Annotated in this window: 26 protein-coding genes; 18 read left to right on the top strand and 8 right to left on the bottom strand. The window is 62.8% G+C overall.

The features are described from left to right. Positions 1-27: 27 nt before the first annotated feature. Positions 28-1,527: a sugar ABC transporter ATP-binding protein gene (locus AC1RDJ_RS06980; RefSeq protein WP_071323544.1), complete on the top strand. Its 1,500-nt coding sequence runs from the start codon at positions 28-30 to the stop codon at positions 1,525-1,527. A 112-nt stretch (positions 1,528-1,639) separates the two neighbouring features. Continuing rightward, a complete protein-coding gene (locus tag AC1RDJ_RS06975; RefSeq protein ID WP_071323543.1) occupies positions 1,640-2,650 on the top strand; it encodes an ABC transporter permease subunit in 1,011 nt (336 codons plus the stop codon). Positions 2,651-2,782: 132 nt separating this feature from the next. On the opposite strand, the gene AC1RDJ_RS06970 is transcribed toward AC1RDJ_RS06975, so the two are convergent. From AC1RDJ_RS06970 to AC1RDJ_RS06955, 4 genes are all read right to left on the bottom strand, one after another. Then, positions 2,783-3,208, bottom strand: coding sequence for a GNAT family N-acetyltransferase (locus AC1RDJ_RS06970; protein WP_493027040.1), 426 nt, complete (start codon positions 3,206-3,208; stop codon positions 2,783-2,785). Positions 3,209-3,285: 77 nt separating this feature from the next. After that, entirely contained in the window at positions 3,286-4,287 is a 1,002-nt protein-coding gene (locus AC1RDJ_RS06965; protein WP_493027039.1) for an NADP-dependent oxidoreductase, read from the bottom strand. Between the two features lie 164 nt (positions 4,288-4,451). Then, positions 4,452-4,754 (bottom strand): Dabb family protein, encoded by a 303-nt coding sequence (locus tag AC1RDJ_RS06960; protein ID WP_071323540.1) that lies wholly within the window; start codon positions 4,752-4,754, stop codon positions 4,452-4,454. 138 nt (positions 4,755-4,892) lie between these two features. Further along, entirely contained in the window at positions 4,893-6,071 is a 1,179-nt protein-coding gene (locus AC1RDJ_RS06955; RefSeq protein WP_289886648.1) for an acetyl-CoA C-acyltransferase, read from the bottom strand. A gap of 258 nt (positions 6,072-6,329) precedes the next feature. Here AC1RDJ_RS06955 and AC1RDJ_RS06950 point away from each other — a divergent pair, with 258 nt between their 5' ends. Then, positions 6,330-8,030 carry an MFS transporter gene (locus AC1RDJ_RS06950; RefSeq protein ID WP_071323538.1) on the top strand — a complete coding sequence of 567 codons (1,701 nt, stop codon included), beginning with the start codon at positions 6,330-6,332 and terminating at the stop codon, positions 8,028-8,030. A 91-nt stretch (positions 8,031-8,121) separates the two neighbouring features. Here AC1RDJ_RS06950 and AC1RDJ_RS06945 read toward each other — a convergent pair whose 3' ends face one another. Next, the gene (locus AC1RDJ_RS06945; protein ID WP_071323537.1) at positions 8,122-8,325 is read right to left on the bottom strand and encodes a hypothetical protein; all 204 of its coding nucleotides are present in this window, start codon (positions 8,323-8,325) and stop codon (positions 8,122-8,124) included. A 226-nt stretch (positions 8,326-8,551) separates the two neighbouring features. Between AC1RDJ_RS06945 and AC1RDJ_RS06940 the strand changes: the two genes are divergently transcribed. Continuing rightward, positions 8,552-9,313 carry a nucleotidyltransferase domain-containing protein gene (locus AC1RDJ_RS06940; protein ID WP_493027038.1) on the top strand — a complete coding sequence of 254 codons (762 nt, stop codon included), beginning with the start codon at positions 8,552-8,554 and terminating at the stop codon, positions 9,311-9,313. On the opposite strand, the gene AC1RDJ_RS06935 is transcribed toward AC1RDJ_RS06940, so the two are convergent. Further along, positions 9,310-10,215: a LysR family transcriptional regulator gene (locus tag AC1RDJ_RS06935; RefSeq protein WP_493027037.1), complete on the bottom strand. Its 906-nt coding sequence runs from the start codon at positions 10,213-10,215 to the stop codon at positions 9,310-9,312. The two genes, AC1RDJ_RS06940 and AC1RDJ_RS06935, sit on opposite strands and share 4 nt — an antisense overlap. Positions 10,216-10,327: 112 nt before the next feature. Here AC1RDJ_RS06935 and AC1RDJ_RS06930 point away from each other — a divergent pair, with 112 nt between their 5' ends. The 3 genes from AC1RDJ_RS06930 (at position 10,328) to AC1RDJ_RS06920 (ending at position 12,126) form a co-directional block, all read left to right on the top strand. Continuing rightward, the gene (locus AC1RDJ_RS06930; protein ID WP_493027036.1) at positions 10,328-10,630 is read left to right on the top strand and encodes a DUF2798 domain-containing protein; all 303 of its coding nucleotides are present in this window, start codon (positions 10,328-10,330) and stop codon (positions 10,628-10,630) included. A gap of 154 nt (positions 10,631-10,784) precedes the next feature. Further along, positions 10,785-11,183 (top strand): VOC family protein, encoded by a 399-nt coding sequence (locus tag AC1RDJ_RS06925; protein WP_071323534.1) that lies wholly within the window; start codon positions 10,785-10,787, stop codon positions 11,181-11,183. A gap of 106 nt (positions 11,184-11,289) precedes the next feature. Further along, the gene (locus tag AC1RDJ_RS06920) at positions 11,290-12,126 is read left to right on the top strand and encodes an alpha/beta fold hydrolase (RefSeq protein WP_493027035.1); all 837 of its coding nucleotides are present in this window, start codon (positions 11,290-11,292) and stop codon (positions 12,124-12,126) included. A 118-nt stretch (positions 12,127-12,244) separates the two neighbouring features. On the opposite strand, the gene AC1RDJ_RS06915 is transcribed toward AC1RDJ_RS06920, so the two are convergent. After that, positions 12,245-14,332 (bottom strand): 3-hydroxyacyl-CoA dehydrogenase NAD-binding domain-containing protein, encoded by a 2,088-nt coding sequence (locus tag AC1RDJ_RS06915; protein ID WP_493027034.1) that lies wholly within the window; start codon positions 14,330-14,332, stop codon positions 12,245-12,247. 553 nt (positions 14,333-14,885) lie between these two features. On the opposite strand from AC1RDJ_RS06915, the gene AC1RDJ_RS06910 reads away from it, so the two are divergent. The 4 genes from AC1RDJ_RS06910 to AC1RDJ_RS06895 are packed head-to-tail and all read left to right on the top strand — an operon-like array spanning position 14,886 to position 19,820. After that, positions 14,886-16,949 carry a methyl-accepting chemotaxis protein gene (locus tag AC1RDJ_RS06910; protein ID WP_083411782.1) on the top strand — a complete coding sequence of 688 codons (2,064 nt, stop codon included), beginning with the start codon at positions 14,886-14,888 and terminating at the stop codon, positions 16,947-16,949. Positions 16,950-16,952: 3 nt separating this feature from the next. Further along, on the top strand, positions 16,953-17,777 hold the full coding sequence (locus AC1RDJ_RS06905) for a CheR family methyltransferase (protein ID WP_493027033.1): 825 nt from the start codon (positions 16,953-16,955) through the stop codon (positions 17,775-17,777). Continuing rightward, entirely contained in the window at positions 17,774-18,307 is a 534-nt protein-coding gene (locus AC1RDJ_RS06900; RefSeq protein ID WP_071323530.1) for a chemotaxis protein CheD, read from the top strand. The genes AC1RDJ_RS06905 and AC1RDJ_RS06900 overlap by 4 nt, the downstream gene beginning before the upstream one ends. Continuing rightward, on the top strand, positions 18,294-19,820 hold the full coding sequence (locus tag AC1RDJ_RS06895; protein ID WP_493027032.1) for a chemotaxis protein CheW: 1,527 nt from the start codon (positions 18,294-18,296) through the stop codon (positions 19,818-19,820). Before AC1RDJ_RS06900 ends, AC1RDJ_RS06895 begins: the two co-directional genes overlap by 14 nt. Positions 19,821-19,841: 21 nt before the next feature. Here AC1RDJ_RS06895 and AC1RDJ_RS06890 read toward each other — a convergent pair whose 3' ends face one another. Next, complete coding sequence (locus AC1RDJ_RS06890) at positions 19,842-21,491, bottom strand: 3-(methylthio)propionyl-CoA ligase (RefSeq protein ID WP_289886635.1); 1,650 nt, start codon at positions 21,489-21,491, stop codon at positions 19,842-19,844. Between the two features lie 131 nt (positions 21,492-21,622). On the opposite strand from AC1RDJ_RS06890, the gene AC1RDJ_RS06885 reads away from it, so the two are divergent. From AC1RDJ_RS06885 to AC1RDJ_RS06855, 7 genes are all read left to right on the top strand, one after another. After that, complete coding sequence (locus AC1RDJ_RS06885; protein ID WP_493027031.1) at positions 21,623-21,775, top strand: hypothetical protein; 153 nt, start codon at positions 21,623-21,625, stop codon at positions 21,773-21,775. A gap of 5 nt (positions 21,776-21,780) precedes the next feature. Continuing rightward, positions 21,781-23,259, top strand: a complete 1,479-nt coding sequence (locus tag AC1RDJ_RS06880) for a protein adenylyltransferase SelO (protein WP_493027152.1) — start codon at positions 21,781-21,783, stop codon at positions 23,257-23,259. A gap of 9 nt (positions 23,260-23,268) precedes the next feature. Further along, entirely contained in the window at positions 23,269-23,670 is a 402-nt protein-coding gene (gene msrB, locus AC1RDJ_RS06875; protein ID WP_070218372.1) for a peptide-methionine (R)-S-oxide reductase MsrB, read from the top strand. 84 nt (positions 23,671-23,754) lie between these two features. Continuing rightward, a complete protein-coding gene (locus AC1RDJ_RS06870; RefSeq protein WP_071323528.1) occupies positions 23,755-24,384 on the top strand; it encodes a septation protein A in 630 nt (209 codons plus the stop codon). Then, positions 24,381-24,683 (top strand): BolA family protein, encoded by a 303-nt coding sequence (locus tag AC1RDJ_RS06865; RefSeq protein ID WP_232251260.1) that lies wholly within the window; start codon positions 24,381-24,383, stop codon positions 24,681-24,683. The genes AC1RDJ_RS06870 and AC1RDJ_RS06865 overlap by 4 nt, the downstream gene beginning before the upstream one ends. Positions 24,684-24,791: 108 nt before the next feature. Beyond that, positions 24,792-25,571 (top strand): peptidylprolyl isomerase, encoded by a 780-nt coding sequence (locus AC1RDJ_RS06860; protein WP_493027030.1) that lies wholly within the window; start codon positions 24,792-24,794, stop codon positions 25,569-25,571. Positions 25,572-25,675: 104 nt separating this feature from the next. Next, positions 25,676-26,452 (top strand): peptidylprolyl isomerase, encoded by a 777-nt coding sequence (locus tag AC1RDJ_RS06855; RefSeq protein WP_071323526.1) that lies wholly within the window; start codon positions 25,676-25,678, stop codon positions 26,450-26,452. Positions 26,453-26,466: the final 14 nt, after the last annotated feature.

The raw sequence follows: 26,466 nt of genomic DNA, 5'->3' as shown, positions 1-26,466 counted from the left end.
CGACAGTTTCACAGCAAGGATATTCCCATGAGCGACGATATTATTTTTGAAATGCGCGGCATCGAGAAGCGCTTTGGCGCCACGCGCGCGCTGCGCGGCGTGCACCTGACGGTGCGCAGCGGCGAAATCCATGCCGTGATGGGCGAGAACGGCGCCGGCAAGAGCACCCTGATGAAAATCCTCTCGGGCGTCTATACCCCCGATGCAGGAGAAATCATCCTCGACGGCAAGCCGATTCGTATCCGCAACCCGGGCGAAGCGCGCGCGCTGGGCATCAACCTGATCTACCAGGAATTGAGCGTGGCCAAGAACATGACGGTGGCGCAAAACGTCTTCATGGGCAGCGAACCGCAAGGACCGTTCTGGACCGTCAAGGGCGGCGAGATGCGCGCGCGCACGAACGCCATCCTGGCCGACCTCGGTTCCCGTTTCGATGCCGACACCATGGTGTCCAGCCTGTCGATCGCCGAGCAGCAGCAGGTGGAAATCGCCCGCGCCCTCGTGCACGAAAGCCGCATCCTGATCATGGACGAGCCGACGGCCGCCCTGTCCGACCGCGAGACCGAACAATTGTTCCGCATCATCGAAGAGCAGCGCGACAAGGGCCTGGCCGTGCTGTACATCAGCCATCGCATGGCCGAGGTGGAGCGCCTGGCGCGCCGCATCACGGTGCTGCGCGACGGCGCCTATGTGGGCGAGCTGGGCAAGGATGAGCTGGATCAAAAGAAAGTCGTGCAAATGATGGTGGGCCGTCCCGCCGACGACTTTTACTCGCACCAGCGCCGCACGTCGCGCGGCGCCGAACGGCTGCGCGTGGAAAACGTGGGCGGCGGCAAGGTCAAGCCCGCTTCGTTCGCCCTGCATGCGGGCGAAGTGACGGGCCTGGCCGGCCTCGTCGGCGCGGGCCGCACGGAACTGGCGCGCCTGATCTTTGGCGCCGACAAGAAGCAATCGGGACAAGTCTGGCTCGACGGCCAGGAAGTGCATATCCAGCGGCCGCTGGCGGCCATCCGCCACGGCATCGGCTACCTGCCGGAAGACCGCAAGAGCCTAGGGCTGTTCATGCAATTGTCGGCCATGGAAAACATGTCGATGAATATCCTTTCCAAGCATTCCACGGCGGGCGTGGTCAACCGCGGCGCCCTGACGCAGCTCACGCGCGAGGCGATTGCCAACCTCAACGTCAAGGTGTCGGGCCCGGAAGGCATCGTCGGGGGATTGTCGGGCGGCAACCAGCAGAAAGTCTTGCTGGCGCGCTGGCTGGCCATCGCGCCCAAGGTCCTCATCCTCGATGAACCGACGCGCGGCGTGGACGTGGGCGCGAAGAGCGAAATCTACAAGATCATCCACCAGCTGGCCGATGCGGGCACGGCCGTGCTATGCATTTCCAGCGAACTGGCCGAACTGGTCGGCATCTGCGACCGCGTGATGGTGATGTGCGAAGGACGGCTGACGGGCGAAGTGACGGGCGACGACATCACGCAGGAAAACATCCTTGCCTACGCCACCCAGCTGGAAGCGGCATAAGACCACCTGTCAAAACCTGCTGCGCGTCTCGACCACAAGCCGCTTCCGCCCGCTACGGTTTTGTCAGGCGTTCCAGGAATACGTATTAGCATAATCATTCAGGAGATAGACCATGACTACGAGTACCACCAGCGGCGCCGCGCGCGCCGGAGAACCCTTCAATGCCTCGAACCTGATGCGCCGCCTGGGCATGCTGCCCGTGCTGGTGGTGCTGTACCTGGCCATGTATGGCTTGACCGTGTATTTCTCGGCCGACGGCACATCGACCTTCATGACCAGCAACAACACCATGAATATCTTCCGCCAGGTGTCGATCAATATCGTGCTGGCCTCGGGCATGACCTTCGTCATCCTGACCAGCGGCATCGACCTGTCCGTCGGCTCCGTGCTGGCCGTCTCGGCCGTGGCGGGCATGCTGATGTCGCTATCGGCCCAGTTCGCCGGCTTCTCGATTCCCACCTTCCTCATCGTCGGCCTGCTGCTGGGCGCGCTGAACGGCGTGCTGGTGGCCCTCGTCGGCCTGAACCCCTTCGTCGTGACCCTGGGCACCATGACGGCCCTGCGCGGCGCCGCCTACCTGCTGGCCGACGGCACCAGCGTGCTGAACACGGAAATCCCCAGTTTCGAATGGATGGGCAATGGCAGCTTCCTGGCCGTGCCCTGGCTGATCTGGCTGGCCGCCGCCGTCGTCGTGCTGACGTGGTTCATCCTGCGCAAGACGACGCTGGGCCTGCATATCTACGCCGTCGGCGGCAATATCCAGGCGGCCCGCCTGACGGGCATCAAGGTCGGCCTCGTGCTGATGTTTGTCTACACCATCAGCGGCCTGTTCGCCGGCCTGGGCGGCGCCATGTCGGCCAGCCGCCTGTACGCGGCCAACGGCAACTGGGGCACAGGCTATGAGCTGGACGCCATCGCCGCCGTCGTGCTGGGCGGCACGAGCCTGATGGGCGGCGTGGGCTCCGTCTGGGGCACCGTCATCGGCGCCTTGATCATCGGCGTGATGAACAATGGCTTGACGATCCTCGGACTGTCGTCGTTCTGGCAGTATGTGGCCAAGGGTGTCGTGATTGTCTTGGCCGTCATCCTCGATAAATGGCGCCAGTCGCACGCGCAGAACTGATTGTGCTGGTGATGTCGGGTTATGCGCTGCGCGCTGACCCGGCCTGCCATAGCCGCAGCAGGTCGACGCAGGCCGGATTAGGCGGGGCCGCCGAGGCCGCAGGCCGTCATCCGACAACCTCGTGCGCAAGGCTCAAAACTCCAGCCGCATCTCCACATGCGCAATCCCCGCCTCTTCGAATACATTCCCCTGCTGCACGAAACCGTGGCGCGCATAGAATGGCGCGGCCACGGTTTGCGCGTTCAGCACGACGGCGCGGTCGCCCCGCTCGCGCGCTTTTTCCATCAGCAGTTGCAGGATGGCGCCGCCCACGCCCGTGCCGCGGCCCGGCTGGCGCACGGCCATGCGGCCGATGTGGCTATCCGGCAGTAAACGGCCCGTGCCGACGGCAACGCCGGCCGCGTCATAGGCGACGGCATGCAGGCAGACGGCGTCCATATCGTCGAGTTCGATCTCGGCCGGCACTTTCTGTTCATCGACAAAGACTTCGAAACGGATGGCGGTGGCGTCCTGGCCCAGGGTGGCCCAGTCGCCGAGGCGGATGGTGTGCTTGGTCATGGTAGGCAGTAGTAAAAGACAGGCCGTTATTGTCGCACGGCCTGCCCTTCTTTAGCAGGGCACTCAGCCCGGCCGCGTCAAGTCAGCTTCACCAGCTGCTTGCCGAAGTTACGGCCTTTTAACAGACCGATGAAGGCTTCGGGCGCGCTGGCCAGGCCGTCGGCCACGGATTCGCGGAATGTCAGCTTGCCGGTCGCCACCAGCGAACCCAGTTCCGCCAGGCCTTGCGGCCAGAATTCCGGCTGTTCCGAAACGATGAAGCCGCGCACGGTGAGGCGGTTGGTGAGGATCAGGCGCGCATTGTCGAGCGGCGTCGGCTCGCCATTGTAGCCGGCGATCCAGCCGCACACGGCCACGCGGCCAAACGCGTTGGTGCGCGCCAGGGCCGCATCGAACACGGCGCCGCCCACGTTTTCAAAGATGGCGTCGATGCCGTCCGGCGTGGCCGCCGCCAGGTCGGCCGCCAGATTGCCCGCCTTGTAATCGATGCAGGCGTCAAAACCCAGCGTATCGACGACGTACGCGCATTTCTCGGCGCCGCCGGCGATGCCGACCACCCGGCAACCTTGCAATTTCGCCAGCTGGCCGACGACGCTGCCGACGGCGCCGCTGGCGGCCGACACGACCACGGTTTCGCCCGCCTTTGGCGCCATGATCTGGTTCAAGCCATACCAGGCCGTCATGCCGGGCATGCCCACGGCGCCCAGGTAGGCGGACGCCGGGATATGCGTGGTATCGACCTTGCGCAGCATCGTGCCGTCCGACACGGCCACTTCCGTCCAGCCCAGGGTGCCCACCACCGTGTCGCCGACGGCAAACTTCGGATGCTTCGACTCGAGCACCACGCCGACCGTGCCGCCTATCATGGTTTCATCGAGCGCCTGCGGCGCCGCATAGCTTTTATTCGCGCTCATGCGCCCGCGCATATAGGGATCGAGCGACAGATAATGGTTGCGCACCAGCAACTGGCCCTCCGCGATGGCGGGAATGTCTTTGGTTTCCAGGCGAAAATGCGCCGGCTGGACTTCATCCGTGGACGCGGGGCGCGAAGCGAGGACGATGCGTTGATATGTGCTCATGATGCTCCTGTCAATAAAGTTGATGGCTAACATTGATATTCACGACACCGTACCAAACCGTCGCGAGCGCAAGGCGAAGGCAACCGGGAAACGCAACCGTACTGAAGTACGGTAAACATCGCGGGCCGCCTGTGCCGACGCGCAGCAGGTTTAGTTCTGCGTCCCTACACTTCGTAATCCATGCATTGCCGCGCTTCGCGCACGGCGCCGAAAAACGGCTTGATCTTCACATGCTCGGGGTGGTTCTGGTAGGCATCGAGCGCTTCGCGGCTGGCGAACTCGCTGTACAGCACGATGTCGTACGTGGCTTCCAGGCCAGGCTGGGCCACTGCCGCCTCGAATGTCACGATGCCGGGCACCAGGTCGGCGCAGGAATCGAGCAAAGCCTTGAGTTTCAATGCGTTCGTGGCGCGGTCCGCGCCTTCGGCATGGTCTTTGAGTTTCCAGAAAACGATGTGCTTGATCATGGTGGCAGGCTGGTTGTTTATAAATGAAGCATTACTGTAACCGCTATCGGCGCGCTCTGCAGGAACAGGGGGCGGAATGCAAACGGGCGGCCACAAAGGCCGCCCGCAGACGCGATTACATGGCTGGACTCGCGATCATCACAGCACTTCGAACAGGCCGGCCGCGCCCTGCCCGCCGCCGATGCACATGGTCACCACCACGTATTTCACGCCACGGCGCTTGCCTTCGATCAAGGCGTGGCCCGTCAGGCGCGCGCCCGACACGCCGTACGGGTGGCCGACGGCGATGGCGCCGCCGTTTACGTTCAGGCGCTCCATGGGGATGCCCAGCGTGTCGGCGCAGTACAGCACTTGCACAGCGAATGCCTCGTTGAGTTCCCACAGGCCGATGTCGGCCACCGTCAAGCCCGCTTTTTTCAACAGTTTCGGGATGGCAAACACCGGGCCGATGCCCATTTCATCGGGTTCGCAGCCGGCCACGGCAAAGCCGCGGAACACGCCCAGCGGCTGCAAGCCTTTCGCTTCGGCCACTTTGGCGTTCATCACGATGGCCATCGACGCGCCGTCGGAAAACTGGCTGGCATTGCCGGCGCTGATGACGCCGCCCGGCATGGCGGGCCGGATCTTCGCCACGCCGTCATATGTGGTGTCGGCGCGGATGCCTTCGTCGGCGGCAATCGTCACTTCGCGCGACACCAGCATGCCGCTGGCCTTGTCGGCCACGCCCATGATGGTGGTCATCGGCACGATTTCCGCGTCGAACAGGCCGGCGGCCTGGGCCGCGGCGGCGCGCTGCTGGCTTTGCGCGCCATACACATCCTGGCGTTCGCGCGAAATCTGGTAGCGCTTGGCCACGGTTTCGGCCGTCTGCAGCATGGGCCAGTACACTTCCGGCTTGTGCTGCTGCAGCCAGACGTCGCGGTACATATGTGTATTCATCTCGTTTTGTACGCAGGAAATCGACTCCACGCCGCCGGCCGCATAGATATCGCCTTCGCCGGCGATGATGCGCTGCGCCGCCAAGGCGATCGCCTGCAGGCCGGACGAGCAGAAGCGGTTGACGGTCATGCCGGCCGTCGTCACGGGGCAGCCGCCGCGCAAGGCCACCTGGCGCGCGATATTGCCGCCCGTCGCGCCTTCCGGAAACGCGCAGCCAACCAGTACGTCTTCCACTTCTTCCGCCTCGATGCGCGCGCGCTCGACGGCAGCGGCCAGCACATGGCCGCCCAGGGTGGCGCCATGCGTCATGTTGAACGCGCCCTTCCAGGACTTGGCCAGGCCCGTGCGGGCGGTCGAAACGATGACGGCTTCATTCATGCTGTGTCTCCTTGTGGGAATGTTTTGTGGTGATGTCTATGGTGCAGTGCATGCAGGCAGAATAGCACATTTAAGTACGGTCGTTCGCAAAGTTGCACGCTGTTTTGCGCCCGCGTAAAAGCCGCGCACTGTAAGCTCCGTGTAAGTTTCAAGCAAGCATGACGTAAGGTTAAGAGAACACACTCGGCTCCAGCTGTTGCAAGAATAGTCAATCTAAGACCTCGGCAACGGTTCACTATAAATATAGGGAGACAAACCATGGCAACACCATCCGGCTCGGCCGACGTACGGAAAATTTCCACCAAGGGAACTCCGATTACGCCGGAGGAACGCAAGGTCATCTTTGCGTCCTCGCTAGGCACCGTCTTTGAATGGTACGATTTTTACCTGTACGGTTCGCTGGCCTCCATCATCGCCAAGCAATTCTTCATCGGCGACCCCACCACCACCTTCATTTTCGCGCTGCTGGCCTTTGCCGCCGGCTTCATCGTGCGTCCCTTCGGCGCGCTGGTCTTCGGCCGCCTCGGCGACATGATCGGCCGCAAGTACACCTTCCTCGTCACCATCATCATCATGGGTGGCTCCACCTTCATCGTCGGCTTGCTGCCGGGCCATGCGTCCATCGGCATCGCCGCGCCTATCATCCTCGTCATCCTGCGCATCCTGCAAGGCCTGGCCCTGGGCGGCGAATACGGCGGCGCCGCCACGTATGTGGCGGAACACGCCCCTGAAGGCAAGCGCGGTGCGTTCACGGCGTGGATCCAGACGACGGCGACCCTGGGCTTCTTCCTGTCGCTGATGGTCATCCTGGGCACCCGCCTGGCGACCGGCGAGCAGGCATTCGAGGCATGGGGCTGGCGCGTGCCGTTCCTGCTCTCCGTGGTGCTGCTGGGTATTTCCGTCTGGATCCGCATGGCCATGAATGAATCGCCGGCGTTCGCCAAGATGAAAGCCGAAGGCAAGACCTCGAAAGCCCCGCTGACGGAAGCGTTCGGCAAGTGGAAAAACCTGAAGATCGTCATCCTGGCCCTGATCGGCCTGACCGCAGGCCAGGCCGTCGTGTGGTACACGGGCCAGTTCTACGCGCTGTTCTTCATGATCCAGACCCTGAAAGTGGACCTGGCAACGGCCAACGTGCTCGTCGCCATCGCCCTGCTGCTGGCCACGCCGTTCTTCCTGTTCTTCGGCAGCCTGTCCGACCGCATCGGCCGCAAGTACATCATCCTCGGCGGCTGCCTGATCGCCGCCGCCACCTACTTCCCGATCTTCAACGGCCTGACCCACTTCGCCAACCCGCAACTGGAAGCTGCACTGAAGAACTCGCCAGTGGTCGTGGTGGCCGATCCCGCCTCCTGCCACTTCCAGTTCAACATGACGGGCACCAAGAAATTCCCATCGTCGTGCGACATCGCCACCGGCTTCCTGTCGAACAGCTCCGTCAACTACACGAAGGAAGATGCACCGGCGGGCAGCATCGCCAAGGTCCGCATCGGCACGAAGGAGTTCTCCTCGTTTAACGCCGTCATGACGGCCGATGGCCTGAACTTCGACGCCGAGAGCAAGGCCCATGAAGCGGCGCTGAAGAAGGAACTGGGCGCCGGCATCAAGGAAGCCGGTTACCCTGCGAAAGCCGATCCGGAACAGATCAACAAGCCGATGGTCGTGCTGCTGCTGTTCATCCTGGTGCTGTACGTGACCATGGTGTACGGCCCGATCGCCGCCATGCTGGTGGAAATGTTCCCGACCCGCATACGCTATACCTCGATGTCCCTGCCTTACCATATTGGTAACGGCTGGTTCGGCGGCCTGTTGCCGACCACGGCCTTCGCGCTGGTGGCCTTCAAGGGCGACATCTATTATGGCCTGTGGTATCCGATCGTCGTCGCCCTGGCGACTGTCGTGATCGGCACCCTGTTTGTCGGCGAAACCAAAGACAACAATATCTACGCCGACGACTGATGCAATGCAAGCCCCGGCCGCGCTGCCGGGGCCCGCAAAGCAAAACGCCGCTGACATGTCAGCGGCGTTTTTTTATGCGGCGGCGGGACGCTTACTTTTCCGTGGCGCCCTTTTTCAGCTTGTCGCGCTGCTGCACGTATTCCTGGTAGCTGGTCTGGTTGCGCTTGCGGCAGGCATTGCGGTCGTCGAAATTATTCAGGCTGTTGCAGTACTCGCCGATCTTGTCCCGGTTCGCGTCATACAGTACCTCGCAGCCGGTAATGGCCAACAGGAAGGGAACGATCAGATATTTCATTGCATCTCACATGTGTATGGAAGGGATTGCGCGACAAAAAACACCAGGTTACAAGCTTGATAAGCGAGCGGCTTTATCTTAACGCGATCCCGGCGCGAAGTACAAGCGCTCGGTATTACTGAATGGTAATAATTAACGGGGGCGCCCATGCTTCCCGGCCCTGCCTGGCGCGCCAGCCCGGCCGCATGCTATGGTAGCTGTTGCTTTCACGCTCAATGCTCCGGACATGCCCGCCACCGCCACCTTCCTGCCGCCCGCCCCCGACGCTGCGCTGCAGCCAGCCTTCGACGCCCTGCTGCAGGACGCCTGCGCCACCCTGGCCGCGCACGCCGGGGACTTGCTCGATGGCATCTACCTTTACGGCAGCATCGCGCGCGGCGACGCCACGCCTGGCGTATCCGACCTCGACCTGACGCTGGTGCTGCGCCAGGCGCCGGCACCGGCGCACGCCGCGGCGCTGGAAACGCTGCGCCAGGCGTTGCAGGCGCGCCATCCGGAAGTGCTCAAGGTCGATTTCGATATCGGCCACCGGGCCCAGGTGCTGGCGCCGGAGCACTTGTACAGCTGGGGCTACTGGCTCAAGCACCAGTGCCGCTGTCTGTGGGGCGACGACCTGTCCTGTCACTTTGCGCCGTTTGCGCCATCGCGCGCCATCGCCATGGCCGTGAATGGCGACTTTGCCCACGTGCTGGACGACTACGCGCGGCGCCTCGACAGTGCGACCGAGCCGGCCGCCATCGCGCGCCTGCAGCGGGAAGCGTCACGCAAGCTGATCCGTTCCACGAATATCCTGCGCCGCGACGGCGACGCCTGCTGGCCCGCCAGCCTGGACGAGCACGCGCAGCTGTTCCTGCGCCGCCATCCCGCCATGCGGGCGCAGCTGGCCTGCTTCCTGGCCCAGGCCCGGCCGGGCGCCGCGCCGGCTGACGGCTTCGTGCCGGCGCTGCGCCAGTTCACGCGGTGGCTGGCGCGGCAGCAGGCGATTTAAGCGCCCGGCTCCCCGTTCAACAGGGGATTGCCGGCCGCAAACGTGGCCAGGTGCTCGAGCAGCACGCGCACGCGGGCCGGCAGGTAGCGCCGCTGCGTCCACACGGCGTACACGTGGCGCGGCTGCGGCATCCAGTCGGGCAGGACGCGCACCAGGCTGCCACGGGCCACTTCGTCGCGGCATTGCAGCAGCGGACACAGCAAGATGCCGATGCCGGCGTCCGCCATTTCCACGGCCAGGCGCATTTCATTGACGCGCAGGCGCGCCTGCGGCTGGATCACCATTTCGGCGCCGTCGCCGGGCCGCCGCAAGCGCCAGCTGCGCAGCGGTTCGGCCACGATCAGCTCATGCCGCTCGAGTTCCTGCAAGTCTTGCGGCACGCCGGCGCGCGCCAGGTAAGCGGGCGCGGCCACCATCACCAGCGCGGCGCTGCCCAGGCGGCGCTGCATCAGCGAGGAATCGTCGAGCGCGCCCACGCGGATGGCCAGGTCGGCGCCGCTCACCACCAGGTCTTGCAGGCGGTTCGACAGTTCCAGCTCCAGGCGGATATCGGGATACTGCCGCATGAAGCTGACCCAGGCCGGCGTCAGCAGGCCGCTGGCAAAGTTGACGGGCGCCAGCACGCGGATGCTGCCCGAGACGGCCGACAGGCTGGCGTCGAGCTGCCGCGTGGCTTGCCGCAAGGCATGCACGAGCGGGCGGCACTGCTCATAGTATTGCCAGCCTTCCGCCGTCGGCTGCAGGCGGCGCGCGCTGCGGTTCAGCAAGCGGTAACCGAGCTCGCTTTCCAGTTTTTGCAGGCGGCGCGTGACGGTGGCGGGCGGCAAGTCTTCCTGCACGGCGGCCGCATGCAGGCTGCCCGCCTCCACGATGGCGACAAACAGGGCCAGGTCATCCAGCATGATGCGTCGAATATGATTTCATTTATGGAATTTGAAATTAAAAATTTCGCTCTAGTATAGATTGCCGCAAGTGTTTACGCTGTCATTTCTCAATCATTTGGAAGATGACGCCATGTCCGACGCCCTGCGCCTGCGTTTCGTGTTTGCCCTGCTGATGTCGCTGGTGATGACCTTGCTGATGAGCGCCTGGGTCACCTGGCTCAATATCGGCCTGCAGGCGGACTTCCTGCCGCGCTGGGGCCATGCCTTCCTTGCCGCCTGGCCCGTCGCCTTTTGCGCCGTGATGCTGTTCGCGCCGCGCGTGCAAGCGCTCAGCCGTGGCATCGTCGCCAGGATCGCGCGTCCGGCGCCGGCCTGCCCGATCTGTGCTTGCGGCAGCGCGCCAGCGGGCACGGCCTGCTCCTGCTCGTCCTGAGCCGCCACCGCGCGCCGCTCTCCGCCTGATCTGGGCCTGCCTTGACCAAAGGTAGTCTTCGCACAGGATCACTTGGTCATTCTGCCCTCGCCAGGCCCACATGGCGTCCGATACGGGCTATGCTATGGCCGTCCCCGATTACAGTGGAGTGCCCATGCTCGATCACGTTTCCCTCACCGTTGCCGACCTGGCGCGCGCGGAACGCTTCTACGACGCCGTCTTCGCCGCGCTGGGCGTGCCCAAGGTGGGCAGCGACCATGCGAACGCGTGGATAGGCTATGGCGAACGCAGCGACGCCGAATTCCCCGCGCGCAGCTATTTTTCCGTGCGCCTCGGTCCCGCGCCCGACGACGCGCCGCGCCGCCACTGCTGCTTCAAGGCGCCATCGCGCGCCGCCGTGGACGCCTTCTGGCAGGCGGGCCTGGCGCACGGCGGCTTCGACCTGGGCGCGCCGGGCTTGCGCCATTATCACGCCAGCTATTACGCGGCCTTTCTGTTCGATCCGGACGGCAACCGCATCGAAGCCGTCTGCCATCGCGCCGACGCCGGCTGACAGGACGGAAAACCGTCTCTGTTCGGCATTTCCACTTCAGGACGATTTGCCTATAATGGCTGGCACGCCATACCGGTCCCCGGTCCCTGCACCAAGAAGGAAATTCATGCATCATCTATTCGTCGACCGCCGCGCGCGCGCCATTCTCCTCGGCAGTGTCGGGCTGTTGCTGTCCGGTTGCTCCCTGCTGCCATCTTCCCCCGTGATGCCCGGCGTGCCGGCCACCGCCGCCCTGCCCGACGCCACCATCGCCTACACGCTGACAGGACAAGGCACGCTGCCGGTGGTCTTCCAGTCGGCCATGGGCGACGGCAAGGATGTGTGGACCACCGTGGTGCCCGAAGTGGCAAAGCAGCACCGCGTGCTCGTGTATGACCGTCCCGGCTACGGCGACAGCCGGAAAACCACCACGCCGCGCGACCCGTGCACCATCGCGGCCCAGCAGCGCGCCCTGCTGGCGCAAGCGGGCCTGAAGCCGCCATATGTGCTGGTCGGCCAGGGCTTGGGAGGCCTGTACCAGTACGTGTATGCCAAGCTGTATCCGCAGGACGTGGCCGGGCTGGTCTTGCTCGACCCTACCCACCCGCAGCAATGGAACCGCATGCAGACGGACGCGTCCACCTACGCCATGCTCGTGAAGACGCGGCGCAAGCTGATTTTCAACAGTGCCGAGTCGGCCGAATTCGATGCCCAGGCGCAGTGCCTGCAGCATGTGGACATGGCCAGCCCGCTGCGCATCCCGGCCATGCTGCTGGTGCGCGACAAGTTCGGCATCGAGGAAATGGGCTCGTTTGAAGCCCTGGTGCGGGCGCAGGAGAAGGACTGGCAGCGCCTGTCCGGCGCGCCGGCCATCGAGCGTATCACGGGCGCCGGCTACTACATCCAGAAGGACAACCCCGTCATCGTCAACGAAGCGGTGAAGATGGTGGCGAAGAAGAAATAACAACGCAGGTCGGATTGGCGGCATGCCGCGTAATCCGACACCGCTACGGCCAACAATGTTGTCGGATTACGCGAGGCGCAGCCTCGCTAATCCGACCTACATCCGACCTACCCCATCATCAGCTATTGAATCCCTTGCCCTCGCCCGCCAGCTTCACCAGCAGCGGCGCCGGCGTCCATGCCTCGCCGTGGCGGCCTTTCGCGTAGCCATTGATCGTATCGAGCACGTTCGGCAAGCCGACGCTGTCCGCATAGAACATGGGGCCGCCGCGGAACAGGGGGAAGCCGTAGCCCGTCAGGTAGACCATGTCGATGTCCGAAGCGCGCAGGGCGATGCCCTCTTCCAGGATGCGCGCGCCCTCGTTGACGAGCGCATACACGAGCCGCTCGACGATTTCCTGGTCGCCGATCTTGCGCCGCGCCACGCCGATGTCGGCGCTATGCTGCACGATCATGGCATTGACCTGCTCCGATGGATAGGCCTTGCGGTCGCCCGCCTTGTAGTCATACCAGCCGGCGCCCGTCTTCTGGCCATAGCGTTTCAATTCGCACAGCAGGTCGGCCGTCTTCGAATACGTCACTTCCGGCTTTTCCACATAGCGGCGCTTGCGGATGGCCCAGCCGATGTCGTTGCCGGCCAGGTCGCCCATGCGGAACGGGCCCATGGCGAAACCGAATTTCTCGACCGCCTTGTCCACCTGCTCCGGCAAACAGCCTTCCTCCAGCAGGAATCCGGCCTGGCGGCTGTACTGTTCGATCATGCGGTTGCCGATGAAGCCGTCGCACACGCCCGAGACGACGCCCGTCTTTTTCAGCTTTTTCGACAGCGCCAGCGCCGTCGCCAGCACGTCCTTGCCCGTTGCCTTGCCGCGCACGATTTCCAGCAGCTTCATGACGTTCGCGGGGCTGAAGAAATGCGTGCCGACCACGTCCTGCGGCCGCGCGGTAAACGCGGCGATCTTGTCCAGGTCCAGGGTCGAGGTGTTCGAGGCGAGGATGGCGCCCGGCTTCATGACGGCGTCGAGCTGGCGGAACACGGTTTCCTTCACACCCAGCTCTTCGAAGACGGCTTCGATGACGATGTCGGCCTGCGCGATATCCGCATAGGCCAGCGTGCCGCTGACCAATGCGATGCGCTGCTCGGCCTTCTCTTGCGTCAGCTTGCCCTTCTTCACCGTGTTCTCGTAATTCCTGCGGATGGTGGCCAGGCCCTTGTCCAGCGCTTCCTGCTGCGTTTCCAGCAGCGTCACGGGTATGCCCGCGTTGGCGAAGTTCATGGCGATGCCGCCGCCCATGGTGCCGGCGCCGACGATGGCCGCGCCGGCGATCGTGCGCACGGGCGTATCGGCCGGCACGTCGGGCACCTTGCTGGCCACGCGCTCGGCAAAGAAGGCGTGGCGCAGGGCTTTCGACTCGGGCGACTGCACCAGCTGCATGAACAGTTCGCGCTCATACTTCAAGCCGTCGTCGAATTTCATCGTCACGGCGGCCGCCACGGCATCCACGCATTTCAGCGGCGCGGGGAACGGGCCGGACATGGCTTTCACCGTATTGCGCGAAAACTGCAGAAAGGCTTCGTAGTTCGGGTAATCGACCTTGCGCTCGCGCACTTTCGGCAACGGGCGCACGTCGGCCACCTTCGTCGCGAAGGCCACGGCGGCGCCCAGCAAGTCCGCGCCCGGCGCGATGACTTCGTCGAACAGGGCCGTGCCGGCCAGCTTGTCGGACGCCACGGGCGTACCCGAGACGATCATGTTGAGCGCCATTTCCAGGCCCAGCACGCGCGGCAGGCGCTGCGTGCCGCCCGCGCCCGGCAAGATGCCCAGCTTGACTTCCGGCAAGGCCATCTGCGCGCCCGGCGCGGCCACGCGGTAGTTGCAGCCGAGCGCCAGCTCCAGGCCGCCGCCCATGCAGACGCTGTGGATGGCCGCCACGACGGGCTTGCCCGACTGCTCGACCACATTGATCAGGGTATGCAGGGTCGGTTCCGTGAGCGCCTTGGGCGAATTGAATTCCTTGATATCGGCGCCGCCCGAGAAGGCCTTGCCGGCGCCCGTGATGACGATGGCTTTCACGCTGTCGTCGGCCAGCGCCTGGCGGATGCCGGCGACGGCGGCCGTGCGCGTTGCCAGGCCCAGGCCATTGACTGGCGGATTGCTAAGGGTAATGACGGCAACGGCGCCGTTCACCTGATATTCAGCACTCATGTCTCTTCCTTATTGGTTTTACTCAACGTATGAGGTGGTTGCAAGGGATGAAGCTTCACTATACCGCATAAAAGAACGCTCGTATTATTTTTGTCGTGGCGTGCCAGGCGGTCGCCTTGGGCGCCATGGTACAACATCGCCCACCTGCGCAGGGCGGCACGGACCGCGCCCGATGCCAGCAGCTATCGTTTGGATATTCATTTAAATAATAAAACAGCAATAAGAAAAACATCGTTTTATTATATGAAAAATGCCCCGATATATACCGACACTGGACAATAACGACACTTTTCGCATTATTTATTCAGCCCCCTTGTTTTTCGCCTGACGCTGGGGAATAATAAAATAGTTGATTCAAATCAATACTCTGCAATTGATTTAATATTAGGCACAGTCATTGCCGAAATAGCCGTGCGTATTGCGGACATTCTCACCGATTATCACCGCGCGCACGGTCGCCATCATTTTTTCATGGATGTAAGCCATTTATGTAGTCATTACCAGATCAGTATTATCGCCCCCATTCACTTCGCCTCACACAGAAGGAAATACTATGGACGCAGCCAGCCATGTCAGCCATTCGCAGGATCTGGACTTACAAGCGATAAATACTGCACTCAACCGTGTACAGGCCGTGATCGAATTCGAACTCGACGGCACCATCCTGCATGCGAACGACAATTTCTTGAACGTGCTCGGCTATACCCTGGCGGAGGTGCAAGGCAAGCACCATGCGCTGTTCTGCGACCCCGAGTATGTGAAAACGCCCGAATACCGCAACTTCTGGGCCCGGCTGGCCCGCGGCGAATTCGACCAGGGCGAATACAAGCGCCTGACCAAGGATGGGCGCGAAGTGTGGATCAACGCTTCCTATAACCCCATTCTCGACGCCGACGGCAAGCCGTACAAAGTCATCAAGTTTGCCACCGACATCACGGCCAGCAAGCGCCGCACTGCCGATTACGAAGGCAAGATCAACGCCATCAGCAAGGCGCAGGCCGTGATCGAATTCCGCCTCGACGGCACCATCATCCGCGCCAACGAAAACTTCCTCAAGGCCGTCGGCTATACGCCCGAGGAAATCGAGGGCAAGCACCACCGCATCTTTTGCGAAGCCGAGTATGCCAAGAGCGACGAATATGCGCAGTTCTGGCAGAAACTGGGACAAGGCCTGTTCGACGCCGGCGAATACAAGCGCGTGACGAAGGATGGCCGCGAAATCTGGCTCAACGCCACCTACAATCCCATCTTCGACGCGGAAGGCCGGCCGTTCAAGGTGGTCAAGTTCGCCAGCGACATCACGGCCCTGAAGAAACGCAACGCCGAGTACGAAGGCAAGGTCAGCGCCATCGGCAAGGCCCAGGCCGTGATCGAGTTCGACATGCAGGGCAATGTGCTCGACGCGAACGAAAATTTCCTCGCCGTCATGGGCTACGATTTGAGCGACATCAAGGGCGAGCACCACCGCCAGTTCTGCGAGCCCGAGTATGCGAGCAGCGCCGACTACAAGAAGTTCTGGCAAAAGCTCAACCGCGGCGAATTCGACAGCGGCCGCTACAAGCGCCTGGGCAACCACGGCAAGGTGGTGTGGATACAGGCCACTTACAACCCCATCCTCGACCTCAACGGCAAGCCATATAAGGTGGTGAAATTCGCCATCGACATCACGGACCAGGTGAACCTGGAAAACAGCATCCAGGCCAGGTCCGCCAACGACAGCCGCAAGGTCAATGCCCTGCTCGAATCCGTGGCGCGCGCGGCGCAAGGCGACCTGACCTGCAATATCGTGCCCGAAGGCGAGGAACCGATCGACCTGCTGGCCGGCGGCATCAGCAAGATGATCGTCGACCTGCGCGGCGTGATCGGCAACGTGGTGTCGGCGGCGAACGGCTTTGCCGACGCCTCGCACGCGATCGCCGAGCGGGCCACGGGCGTGGCCGTCGGCACGCAGGCGCTGGGCGCGACGGTCGAGGAAATGAACGCGTCCATCGACGGCCTGACCTTTTCCATCAATTCCATCGCCGAAAACACCTCGAACGCCGACTACCTGGCGAAAGCCACGCAGCAGGAGGCGGAAGCGGGCGCGCGCGCCGTCGCCAAGTCGATCGAGGCGATGGACTTGATCAACCGCTCGTCGGAAGACATCGGCGAAATCGTCAAGGTCATCAGCGAAATCGCCAACCAGACCAATATGCTGGCCTTCAACGCGGCCATCGAGGCGGCGCGCGCGGGCGAACACGGCCTGGGCTTTTCCGTCGTCGCCGACGAAGTGCGCAAGCTGGCCGAGCGCTCCTCGCAGGCAACCAAGGAAATTTCCAAGCTGATCAACGAATCCGTCAAGCGCGTCTCGACGGGCAGCGAGATTTCGCGCCAGGCCAGCGACGCCTTCGACAAGATCGTCTCGGGCGTGGCGAAAACCACGCTGGCCATCTCGGATATCTCGAAGGCGGCCAACGAGCAGCTACTGACGGCGCGCGAAGTGTCGACGGCGATCCAGTATATCGCCGAGGAAACGGAAAAGTCGGCCGCCAACTGCGACAGCATCGCCCGCTCCACCGATGGCCTGAACGAGCGCGCGGGCAGCCTGAACCAGACTGTCTCCGGTTTCGTGGTGTAGGCCATGAGCCACGCGGCCAGCCTGACGCCCGAGGTCCTGACGAGCCTGATCGCGCTGGTGCGCGAGCATACGGGCATCGCCATGACGCCGCGCAAGAGCGTCTTGCTAGAGCGGCGCCTGCAGCCCCGGCTGCAGGCGCTGTCGCTGCACAGCTACCAGGCTTACCTGGAGCGCGTGGCCAGCGACCGCGACGAAGTGAGCCATTTCATCGACCTGGTGACCACCAACGACACCCTGTTCTTCCGCACGCCGCAGGTGTGGGACTATGTGCGCGACCGCTACCTGCCCGCCTGGGCCCGCGCCCATCCTGGCGCCTGCCTGAAAGTGTGGTCGGCGGCCGCCGCCAGCGGCGAGGAGCTGTATTCGATCGCCATGCTGTGCGAGCAATTCAAGCTGCAAGTGCCGGCCTTTCGCTACCAGATCCTGGCCAGCGACATTTCGCAGCAAATCCTCGCCGCGGCCCGGGCCGGCCAGTACAGCGGCCGCTCCGTCGAGCGCATCCGCCTGTCGCATCCGGATTTGCTGCGCAAGTATTTCACGCCCTCGCCGTATGGCGTCAGCATCAACGAGGAGCTGCGCCAGCACGTCAGCTTTGCCCAGCATAACCTGCTGGAAGCGCTGCGCCCGGCCCAGCAGTTCGACCTCGTGTTCCTGCGCAATGTGCTGATTTACTTCGACGCCGAGCACCAGGAGACCGTGCTGCGCCAGGCGCGCGGCAGCCTCAAGGACGATGGCCGGCTGATCCTGGGCGAGTCGGAAACCATCGCCCGCCTCGGCACCGGCTACCAATTCGAGTTTCCCATGATTTATAAGGCGGGCACGGCATGAGCAGCAGCGTCCTTCTCCCTGAACACGGCGTGCCCCTGCAGCAGGTTGGCATGGGGCAACTCAGCGTGGGCACGCACGGCGAGCAGCTGCAAGCCTTGCTCGGCTCCTGCATCGGCATCGGCTTCCTCTGGAAGAAAGGCCATTGCTGCGGTCTCGCCCACTGCCTGCTGCCGGAAGCGCCGGGCCGGGAAGCAGCCCTGGGCGCGCGCTATGTAAGCCAGGCCGTGCCCTCGCTGCTGCGCCTGATGGGGGCGCGCCAGGCCGATTATCCCGACATCGAAGTGGTGCTGGCCGGCGGCGCCAGCATGTTTGGCCCGCGCAACGGGCGTCTGCAGGTGGGCCGGCAAAACGCGGAAGCGGCGCAGAAATACCTGGACCAGTGCGGCCTGCACGTCAGTTTCTGCGCGCTGGGCGGACGCCACGGCCGCCAGCTGCTGATCGATTGTGCCCGCCACAGCTTTGCCGTCACCGACGTGGTGGCGCACGCCCCTTTGACTCAACGCAAGGAAAGCGCATATGGACATGCATGAAGCGACGGGCTTGCACACCGAGGCCGGCGGCGAGGCGGCCACGGAACTGTTCGGCTCCTTCTTTCTCGGCGACGATGAATTCGCCCTGCCCGCCAGCTGCATCCGCGAAGTGGTCAACTATCCGGCCAGGGTCACGACCCTGCCCCTGTCGCCGCCCTACCTGGAAGGCATGTTCACCCTGCGCGGCAGCGTCATTCCCGTCGTCAACCTGGGCCGCTTGTTCCATGCCGACGCACCGCGCGCCGTGCCCAGCGACAAGATCGCCATACTCGATTTCCAGCAGGTGCTGATTGGCATCGTCTTCCAGGATACGGGCGAAATCCTGCGCGTGCCCGCCAGCCAGCGCAGCGCCCTGCAATATGCGGCCAGCGACGCCCATGCCGTCATCGCCGGCACGATATTGCTCGACGGCGGTGCCCGCCTGCTGCAAATCCTCGACCCGCAAGCCATGCTGCGCATCGAAAACGTGCCGCACGTGCTGGCCCTGCAAGCGAGCGGCGCCAAGCTCAGCACGGCCCGCTACCACGCGCAAAGCGAGCGCCGGCAGTGCGTCAGCTTCCATGCGGCGGGTGCCACGTTTGCCTTCGAGATGTGCGCGATCCAGGAAATCATCCGCGTGCCGGAACTGCACAGCTCGATACTGAATAGTGCGCTGTGCCTGGGACGCATGCATTTTCGCGGCAGCCAGGTGGCCGTCGTCGACTTCGGCGCCCTGCTGCATGCGGCCGCATCCGGCAAGGCGGCCACGCCGGACCAGCGCATCATCGTCGTGCGCCTGGACGACACGACGGTGGGCTTCCTCGTCGATTCGGTCGACAGCATCGTGCATTTCTTCGGCGATGAAGTGCTGCCGATTCCCCTGCTGAGCAAGGCGCGCGCGGCCATGTTTGCCGGCTGCATCACGAAAGAGGGGCTGGGCGACATCATTTTCCTCGACCATAAGGAAATCCTGTCGCAAACGGAGATCGTCGAGATGCGCGACGGCCACGCGCGCCTGTATCCGGCCGATGCGGAAACGGCCAGCGCCGCCACGCTGAAGGCGCAGCGCCGCGTCTACATCACCTTCACGGTGGAAACGCAGTTTGCCGTGGAAATCGGACAGGTGCGCGAAATCATCGACTTCAGCGCCGCCATCACGACGCCGCCCGGCATGCCGGCCTGCATGCGCGGCATGCTCAACCTGCGCCAGCAAATGATCAGCATCATCGACTTGCGCCAGCTGTACGCGATGCCGGCCTTGCCGGACGCAAGCGCCGGCAAGATCCTCATCGTGGAACGGGGCGAGGAGCGCTACGGCTTCCTCGTCGACCACGTCGACAACATCATGACCATTTCCGACAGCCAGCGCTTTGCGGCGCCGCAAATCATCCGCACGGGCACGCACGACGACTTGCGCAGCGACATGGATGACATGATCGATATCGGCACGGAGGCCCAGCGCCAGACCCTGTCCGTATTCCAGTGCGAACACTTGCTGGAAAAACTGGGCTCGGCGCTGCCGCAGGCCGCGTAAGGCCCGCGCCGCGCCGCCTGCCTACAAGCCTGGCAGCTTGTGCCCCTTGAACTGCTCGCGCAGCTTGTTCTTCTGGATCTTGCCCGTGGCGCCCATGGGCAAGGCGTCAATGAACAGCACGTCGTCGGGCGTCCACCACTTGGCGATCTTGCCCTCGAAGAACTGCAGCAAGGCCTCGCGCGTGACAGCCATGCCCGGGCGCACCACCACCACCAGCACGGGGCGCTCATCCCATTTCGGGTGGAATACGCCGATGCAAGCCGCCTGCAGCACGGCCGGGTGCGCCATGGCCAGGTTTTCCAGGTCGATGGTGCCTATCCACTCGCCGCCCGACTTGATTACGTCCTTGCTGCGGTCCGTGATCTGCATGTAGCCGTCCGCATCGATGGTGGCCACGTCGCCCGTGGGGAACCAGCCATCCTGCAGCACCTCGCCGCCCTCGTTCTTGTAGTAGGACGAGATGATCCACGGCCCTTTCACCAGCAAATGGCCATAGGCGACGCCATCCCACGGCAATTCCTTGCCATCGTCGTCAACGATCTTCATGTCCACGCCATAGATGGCATGGCCCTGCTTGTGCAGGATGTCGCGCTGCGCTTCCTTGCTCATGGCCAGGTGGCGCGTCTGCAAGCCGCCCGTGGTGCCCAGCGGCGACATTTCCGTCATGCCCCAGCCGTGGATGACTTCCACGTCGAACTTGTCGATCAGGGTATCCATCATGGCCGGCGGACAGGCGGCGCCGCCGATCACCGTGCGGCGGAAGGTGGAAAACTTCAAGTCGTTCTGCAAGGCGTAGTTCAGCAGTCCCAGCCAGACGGTGGGCACGCCGGCCGAGAACGTCACCTTTTCCGTTTCGAACAGCTCGTACAGCGACTTGCCGTCCAGCGCCGCGCCGGGAAACACCATGCGCGCGCCCGACAGCAGCACGGAATACGGCAAGCCCCAGGCATTCACGTGGAACATGGGCACGACGGGCAGGACCGTGTCGGTGGCGCGCACGTTCAGGGCGCTGGGCATGGCCGAGGCATACGCATGCAGCACCGTCGAGCGGTGCGAGTACAGCGCGCCCTTCGGGTTGCCCGTCGTGCCCGACGTATAGCACAGGGCGGCGGCCGAATTCTCATCGAACAGGGGCCAGGTGTATTCGTCCGAATGCGTGTCGATCAAGTCTTCATAGCACAGCAGGTCGGGGATGCTGCTGGCGGGCATGCGGTCGCGGTCGCACATCAGCACGAAGTGCCGGACGAAGGTGCAATCGGCGGCGATCTTTTCCACCACGGGCAGGAAGGTCAGGTCGAACAGCAGCACCTGGTCTTCCGCATGGTTCGAGATGTAGGCGATCTGCTCGGGAAACAGGCGCGGGTTGATCGTGTGCAGCACTGCGCCCGAGCCGGACACGGCATAGTAGGCTTCCAGGTGGCGGTAGCCATTCCAGGCCAGGGTGGCGACGCGGTCGCCCATGCCGACGCCGAGGCCATGCAGGGCGTTGGCCAGGCGCCGCGTGCGCTGGTGGCAATCGCGGTAGGTATAGCGGTGCACATCGCCCTCCACCCGCCGCGAGACGATTTCTCCGCTCCCATAATGACGCGCTGCAAACTCGATAATGCTGGAAATCAGCAGGGGCTGATTCATCATCTGGCCCATCACTGGACTCAAGGGGAATGCCGACATCGTGTCTCCTGGTAAGCGAATAGCGGCAGGGCCCGGGATGGCTCGCTTCTATTCTTGAGTTTTAACTAAGATGGCCTAGTTTCGTACGGTCGTGCGGAAATCGTCAACGCATTTCGATATTGCAATGCAGCATGGAATTTTCCATTCCGTTTTTTCGCCGTTTTTCCCGCCGCGCGCACGGGCAAACCGGCATGGCGGCGCGGGGAAATGGCACGGCGCCGCACGCCGCGGCGCCGTGCGGTAAAATCGCCTTTCCGGCCGGCGCACACCGCTGGCGCGCTTGACACTATTGAATGGAATCGCCATCACCGCTCATACCTTACCCCTGGACAACTCCTTCGCGGCCTTGCCGCCCGCGTTCTATACGCGCCTGATGCCCACGCCCCTGCCCGCACCCTACTTTGTGGCCGCCAGCGCGCCGGCGGCGGCCCTGGTGGGGCTCGATGCGGCACGCCTGGCCGAGTCCGACTACGTGGCACTATTCAGCGGCAACGCCGTTGCCGAGCGCTCGCAGCCATTGTCGGCCGTGTATTCGGGCCACCAGTTCGGCGTCTGGGCCGGCCAGCTCGGCGATGGCCGCGCCATCTTGCTGGGCGATATCGCCACGACGAACGGTCCCATGGAGCTGCAGCTGAAAGGCGCCGGCGCCACGCCGTATTCGCGCATGGGCGACGGCCGCGCCGTGCTGCGCTCGTCCATCCGCGAATTCCTCTGTTCGGAAGCCATGGCGGCGCTGGGCATCCCCACCTCGCGCGCGCTGTCCATCATGGGCTCGCAGCAAGGCATCATGCGCGAAACGGTAGAAACGGCGGCCGTCGTCACGCGCATGGCGCCCAGCTTCGTGCGCTTCGGCTCGTTCGAGCACTGGTTTTACCGCAAGAAACCGGACGAGCTGAAAATCCTCGCCGACTACGTGATCGACGGTTTTTATCCGCATTTGCGCGCTGCATCAAATCCATATCAAGCCTTGCTGGCCGAGGTGAGCGTGCGCACGGCCGAGCTGGTGGCGCAATGGCAAGCCGTCGGCTTCATGCATGGCGTGATGAACACGGACAATATGTCCATCCTGGGCCTGACCCTCGATTACGGCCCGTTCGGCTTCATGGAAGCGTTCGATGCCGAGCACATCTGCAATCACACGGACCAGCAAGGCCGCTATTCCTACGCCAACCAGCCGCAGGTGGGCCACTGGAACTGCTATGCGCTGGGCCAGGCCCTGCTGCCGCTGATCGGCGAAGTGGAACTGGCGCAGGCGGCGCTGGACGGCTATCAGGGCGCGTTTGCCGCGAAGATGAACGCCTTGCTGCGCGCCAAGCTCGGTTTGCGCACGGCGCAGGACGAAGACACGGCGCTTTTCGACGGCATGTTTGCGCTGATGCAAGCCAATCACGTGGATTTCACGAACTTTTTCCGCACCCTGTCTACACTGCAAGTGGCAAGCCCGGAAACGGATGCGCCACTGCGCGACATGTTCATCGACCGTCCCGCCTTCGATGCGTGGGCCGGCAGCTACCGCGCGCGCCTGCTGCAGGAGCACAGCGTCGATGCGGAACGGCAAGCGGCCATGAATGCGGTCAACCCGAAATACGTGCTGCGCAACTACCTGGCGCAGGTTGCCATCGAAAAAGCCCAGCAGCACGATTACACGGAAGTGGCAAAATTGCTGGAAATATTGCAAAAGCCATTTGACGAACAGCCCGAACACCAGCACTATGCGGCGCTGCCGCCCGACTGGGCCAGCCACCTTGAAGTCAGTTGCTCATCCTGAGGTATTACCATGACCACCAATAAAGTCAAAAAAACGGACGCCGAATGGCGCGCCATGCTCGATTCCATGCAATACGAAGTCACGCGCCACGCGGCCACGGAACGGGCCTTCACGGGCAAGTTCTGGGACCACCATGAACACGGCATCTACACCTGCGTCTGCTGCAACACGCCGCTGTTTGCCTCGGACACGAAGTTCGACTCCGGCTGCGGCTGGCCCAGCTATTTCCAGGCCCTCGATCCGGCCAACGTGACGGAAATCGTCGACCGCAGCCATGGCATGGTGCGCACGGAAATCGTCTGCGCCGTCTGCGACGCCCACCTGGGCCACGTCTTCCCGGACGGCCCGCCACCGACCGGATTGCGCTATTGCATCAATTCCGCTTCCCTGCGCTTCGATCCGCAGCCTTGAGACACGGGGATCGCCTGGGAGCGCCACGCTTGCTCCTAAGCCATTCCTAAGATGCTTTTAACAAGACCATAGTAAAGTCTCGCCATGAAATTTCTATTCGACCTCTTCCCCCTGATCGCCTTCTTCGCCGCCTTCAAGCTGGGCGGCATGTATGAAGCGGCCACGCACGACTTCGTGCAGCACTATTTATCCGGCTTCGTGTCCGGCGGCCTGATCAAGGCCGACCAGGCGCCGTGGATACTCGCCACCCTCGTCGGCATCGTCGCCACCGCCTGCCAGGTCAGCTACCTGCTGTTGCGCGGACGCAAAGTGGACGGCATGCTGTGGCTGTCGCTGTTCATCTTTGTCGTGTTTGGCGGCGCCAGCATTTACCTGCATGACGATTTCTTCCTGAAATGGAAGCCGACCCTGATTTACTGGCTGTCCGGCCTGGCCCTGCTGATCGCCCACGTGGGCTTCAAGAAAAACCTGATCCGCAAGACCATGGAAGCGCAAGTGCAGCTGCCCGACGCCGTATGGAACCAGTTGCTGGCCGCGTGGATCATCTTCTTTGGCGCCATCGGCGCGCTGAACCTGTTCGTTGCCTTCGTGCTATACAAGGGCGACATGGCGGCCTGGGTCAGTTTCAAGGCATTTGGCGCGACGGGCATCTTCTTTGCCTTCATCGTGGCGCAAACCCTGTTCCTGGCCAAACATATCAAGGAAGACGCATGATGCATACCACCACCGAAAACACCGCGCCGGAAACCCGCATGCAGCGCATTCGTAGCCGCCTGGAAACAGCGCTTTCCCCTCTGGAATGCGTGCTGGAAGACGACTCGGCACGCCACCGCGGCCATGCGGGCGCCGCTTCGGGCGGAGGCCATTACAATTTGCGCATTATTTCTAGTCAATTTGAAGGCCTCAGGCTCGTCATGCGCCATCGACTGGTGTATGATTCCGTGCACGATATGATGCATAATGAGATACATGCATTGGCGATTGTTGCATTGGCGCCGTCCGAGGTAGCATAAGGATGGCGTTTTTGGCGTATCCGCATTTTTGCGGATACGCCGCAGCCTACGCCATGCGGAATTTCTTCCATGCGTTTTTTACGAAACTTTCCCTAACAGGATTTAATAATGACTTTTAAGCCAGCCCGCTTGCTGATCGCACTACTCGCCGTTGTCGCGGTACCTGTTTTTGCGCAAAATGTTGCCGTCGTTAATGGCAAGCCTATCCCATCGTCGCGCGTTGATGCAGTCGTCAAGCAAGTCGTCGCCCAAGGCCAGCAACCGGATTCGCCGCAATTGCGCGAAATGATCAAGAAGGACTTGATCAGCCGTGAAGTGCTGATGCAAGAAGCGGAAAACAAAGGTTTCGGTAAAGATGCAGCCGTCAAGCAGCAAATCGAGAACGCGCGCCAGGCCATCATCATCAACGCCCTGGTCGGCGACTACCTGAAAAAGAACCCCGTCACCGACGCTGAAATCAAGGCCGAATACGACCGCTTCGTGGCCCAGTCCGGCGACAAGGAATACCATGTGCGCCACATCCTGGTGGCCACCGAAGCCGAAGCGAAAGACGTCATCGCCAAGCTGAAAGGCGGCACCAAGTTTGAAGACCTGGCCAAGCAATCGAAAGATGCCGGCTCGGCCGACAATGGCGGCGACCTCGACTGGGCAGCCCCATCGTCGTTCCCGAAAGTGTTCTCGGACGCCTTCGTGAAACTGCAAAAAGGCCAGGTCACCGATACCCCGGTGCAAACGCCTAACGGTTTCCACGTGATTAAGCTGGACGACACCCGCGCGGCAAAACTGCCAACCCTGGAAGAAGTCAAGCCACAGATCGCTGAAGCGCTGCAGCAAAAGAAACTGCAAGCGTATCAAGAAGAAATGATTAAAAAAGCGAAAGTTCAATAAGAACTGACCTCCCCGGCGCCCTTTTCGGCGCCGGTCGTGTATTCTGCGCCTGAATGCGTTCTGTCCGCCAGACGCGATCTTTTGTATATCTATTAGGAATGAACATGATTTTGAAGCCAGCCCGCCTGATCTTAGCCTTGGTAGCCGTTGCGGCGATCCCTGCTTTCGCCCAAAACGTTGCCACCGTGAATGGCAAGGCCATTCCATCGTCGCGCGTCGACCAGGTCGTCAAGCAAGTCGTCGCCCAAGGCAAGCAAGCGGATTCGCCGCAACTGCGCGAAGCCATCAAGAAAGACCTGATCGGCCGCGAAGTGCTGATCCAGGAAGCCGACAAGCAAGGCTACGGCACCCGTCCGGAAGTCAAGTCGCAGATCGACAATGCCCGTCAAAGCATCATCATCAACGCCCTGCTGGCCGACTACGTGAAGAAAAACCCGGTCAAGGACGCTGAAATCAAGGCCGAATACGACAAGTTCAAGGCCCAGGCCGGCGACAAGGAATACCATGCACGCCACATCCTGGTGGCCACCGAAGCGGAAGCGAAAGACATCATCGCCAAGCTGAAAGGCGGCGCCAAGTTCGAAGAACTGGCGAAAGTATCGAAAGACGGTTCCGCAGCCAATGGCGGCGACCTGGACTGGGCTAGCCCAGCTTCGTACGTGAAGCCATTCTCCGACGCCATGGTCGCCCTGAAACCAGGCCAGGTCACGCAAACGCCAGTGCAATCGCAATTCGGCTTCCACGTGATCAAGCTGGAAGAAACCCGCCCGGCCAAGCTGCCGTCGCTGGAAGAAGTCAAGGGCCAGGTGGCTGAATCGCTGCAACAGAAGAAGCTCGCCGCTTACCGCGACGAACTGATGAAGAAAGCAAAGATTCAGTAAATCGGGCATCCTGC

The organism is Janthinobacterium sp. GW822-FHT07H10, from assembly GCF_058798675.1.
This window is presented reverse-complemented; position numbering and strand designations above follow the sequence as displayed.

Coding starts and splice junctions, on each gene's coding strand:
- AC1RDJ_RS06965 (WP_493027039.1), bottom strand. CDS start 4,287: ATGAGCACATATCAACGCATCGTCCTCGCTTCGCGCCCCGCGTCCACG.
- AC1RDJ_RS06910 (WP_083411782.1), top strand. CDS start 14,886: ATGGACGCAGCCAGCCATGTCAGCCATTCGCAGGATCTGGACTTACAA.
- AC1RDJ_RS06935 (WP_493027037.1), bottom strand. CDS start 10,215: ATGCTGGATGACCTGGCCCTGTTTGTCGCCATCGTGGAGGCGGGCAGC.
- AC1RDJ_RS06865 (WP_232251260.1), top strand. CDS start 24,381: ATGATGCATACCACCACCGAAAACACCGCGCCGGAAACCCGCATGCAG.
- AC1RDJ_RS06885 (WP_493027031.1), top strand. CDS start 21,623: ATGGAATTTTCCATTCCGTTTTTTCGCCGTTTTTCCCGCCGCGCGCAC.
- AC1RDJ_RS06860 (WP_493027030.1), top strand. CDS start 24,792: ATGACTTTTAAGCCAGCCCGCTTGCTGATCGCACTACTCGCCGTTGTC.
- AC1RDJ_RS06925 (WP_071323534.1), top strand. CDS start 10,785: ATGCTCGATCACGTTTCCCTCACCGTTGCCGACCTGGCGCGCGCGGAA.
- AC1RDJ_RS06890 (WP_289886635.1), bottom strand. CDS start 21,491: ATGTCGGCATTCCCCTTGAGTCCAGTGATGGGCCAGATGATGAATCAG.
- msrB (WP_070218372.1), top strand. CDS start 23,269: ATGACCACCAATAAAGTCAAAAAAACGGACGCCGAATGGCGCGCCATG.
- AC1RDJ_RS06915 (WP_493027034.1), bottom strand. CDS start 14,332: ATGAGTGCTGAATATCAGGTGAACGGCGCCGTTGCCGTCATTACCCTT.
- AC1RDJ_RS06940 (WP_493027038.1), top strand. CDS start 8,552: ATGCCCGCCACCGCCACCTTCCTGCCGCCCGCCCCCGACGCTGCGCTG.
- AC1RDJ_RS06905 (WP_493027033.1), top strand. CDS start 16,953: ATGAGCCACGCGGCCAGCCTGACGCCCGAGGTCCTGACGAGCCTGATC.
- AC1RDJ_RS06980 (WP_071323544.1), top strand. CDS start 28: ATGAGCGACGATATTATTTTTGAAATGCGCGGCATCGAGAAGCGCTTT.
- AC1RDJ_RS06950 (WP_071323538.1), top strand. CDS start 6,330: ATGGCAACACCATCCGGCTCGGCCGACGTACGGAAAATTTCCACCAAG.
- AC1RDJ_RS06975 (WP_071323543.1), top strand. CDS start 1,640: ATGACTACGAGTACCACCAGCGGCGCCGCGCGCGCCGGAGAACCCTTC.
- AC1RDJ_RS06855 (WP_071323526.1), top strand. CDS start 25,676: ATGATTTTGAAGCCAGCCCGCCTGATCTTAGCCTTGGTAGCCGTTGCG.
- AC1RDJ_RS06900 (WP_071323530.1), top strand. CDS start 17,774: ATGAGCAGCAGCGTCCTTCTCCCTGAACACGGCGTGCCCCTGCAGCAG.
- AC1RDJ_RS06920 (WP_493027035.1), top strand. CDS start 11,290: ATGCATCATCTATTCGTCGACCGCCGCGCGCGCGCCATTCTCCTCGGC.
- AC1RDJ_RS06895 (WP_493027032.1), top strand. CDS start 18,294: ATGGACATGCATGAAGCGACGGGCTTGCACACCGAGGCCGGCGGCGAG.
- AC1RDJ_RS06955 (WP_289886648.1), bottom strand. CDS start 6,071: ATGAATGAAGCCGTCATCGTTTCGACCGCCCGCACGGGCCTGGCCAAG.
- AC1RDJ_RS06970 (WP_493027040.1), bottom strand. CDS start 3,208: ATGACCAAGCACACCATCCGCCTCGGCGACTGGGCCACCCTGGGCCAG.
- AC1RDJ_RS06960 (WP_071323540.1), bottom strand. CDS start 4,754: ATGATCAAGCACATCGTTTTCTGGAAACTCAAAGACCATGCCGAAGGC.
- AC1RDJ_RS06945 (WP_071323537.1), bottom strand. CDS start 8,325: ATGAAATATCTGATCGTTCCCTTCCTGTTGGCCATTACCGGCTGCGAG.
- AC1RDJ_RS06930 (WP_493027036.1), top strand. CDS start 10,328: ATGTCCGACGCCCTGCGCCTGCGTTTCGTGTTTGCCCTGCTGATGTCG.
- AC1RDJ_RS06870 (WP_071323528.1), top strand. CDS start 23,755: ATGAAATTTCTATTCGACCTCTTCCCCCTGATCGCCTTCTTCGCCGCC.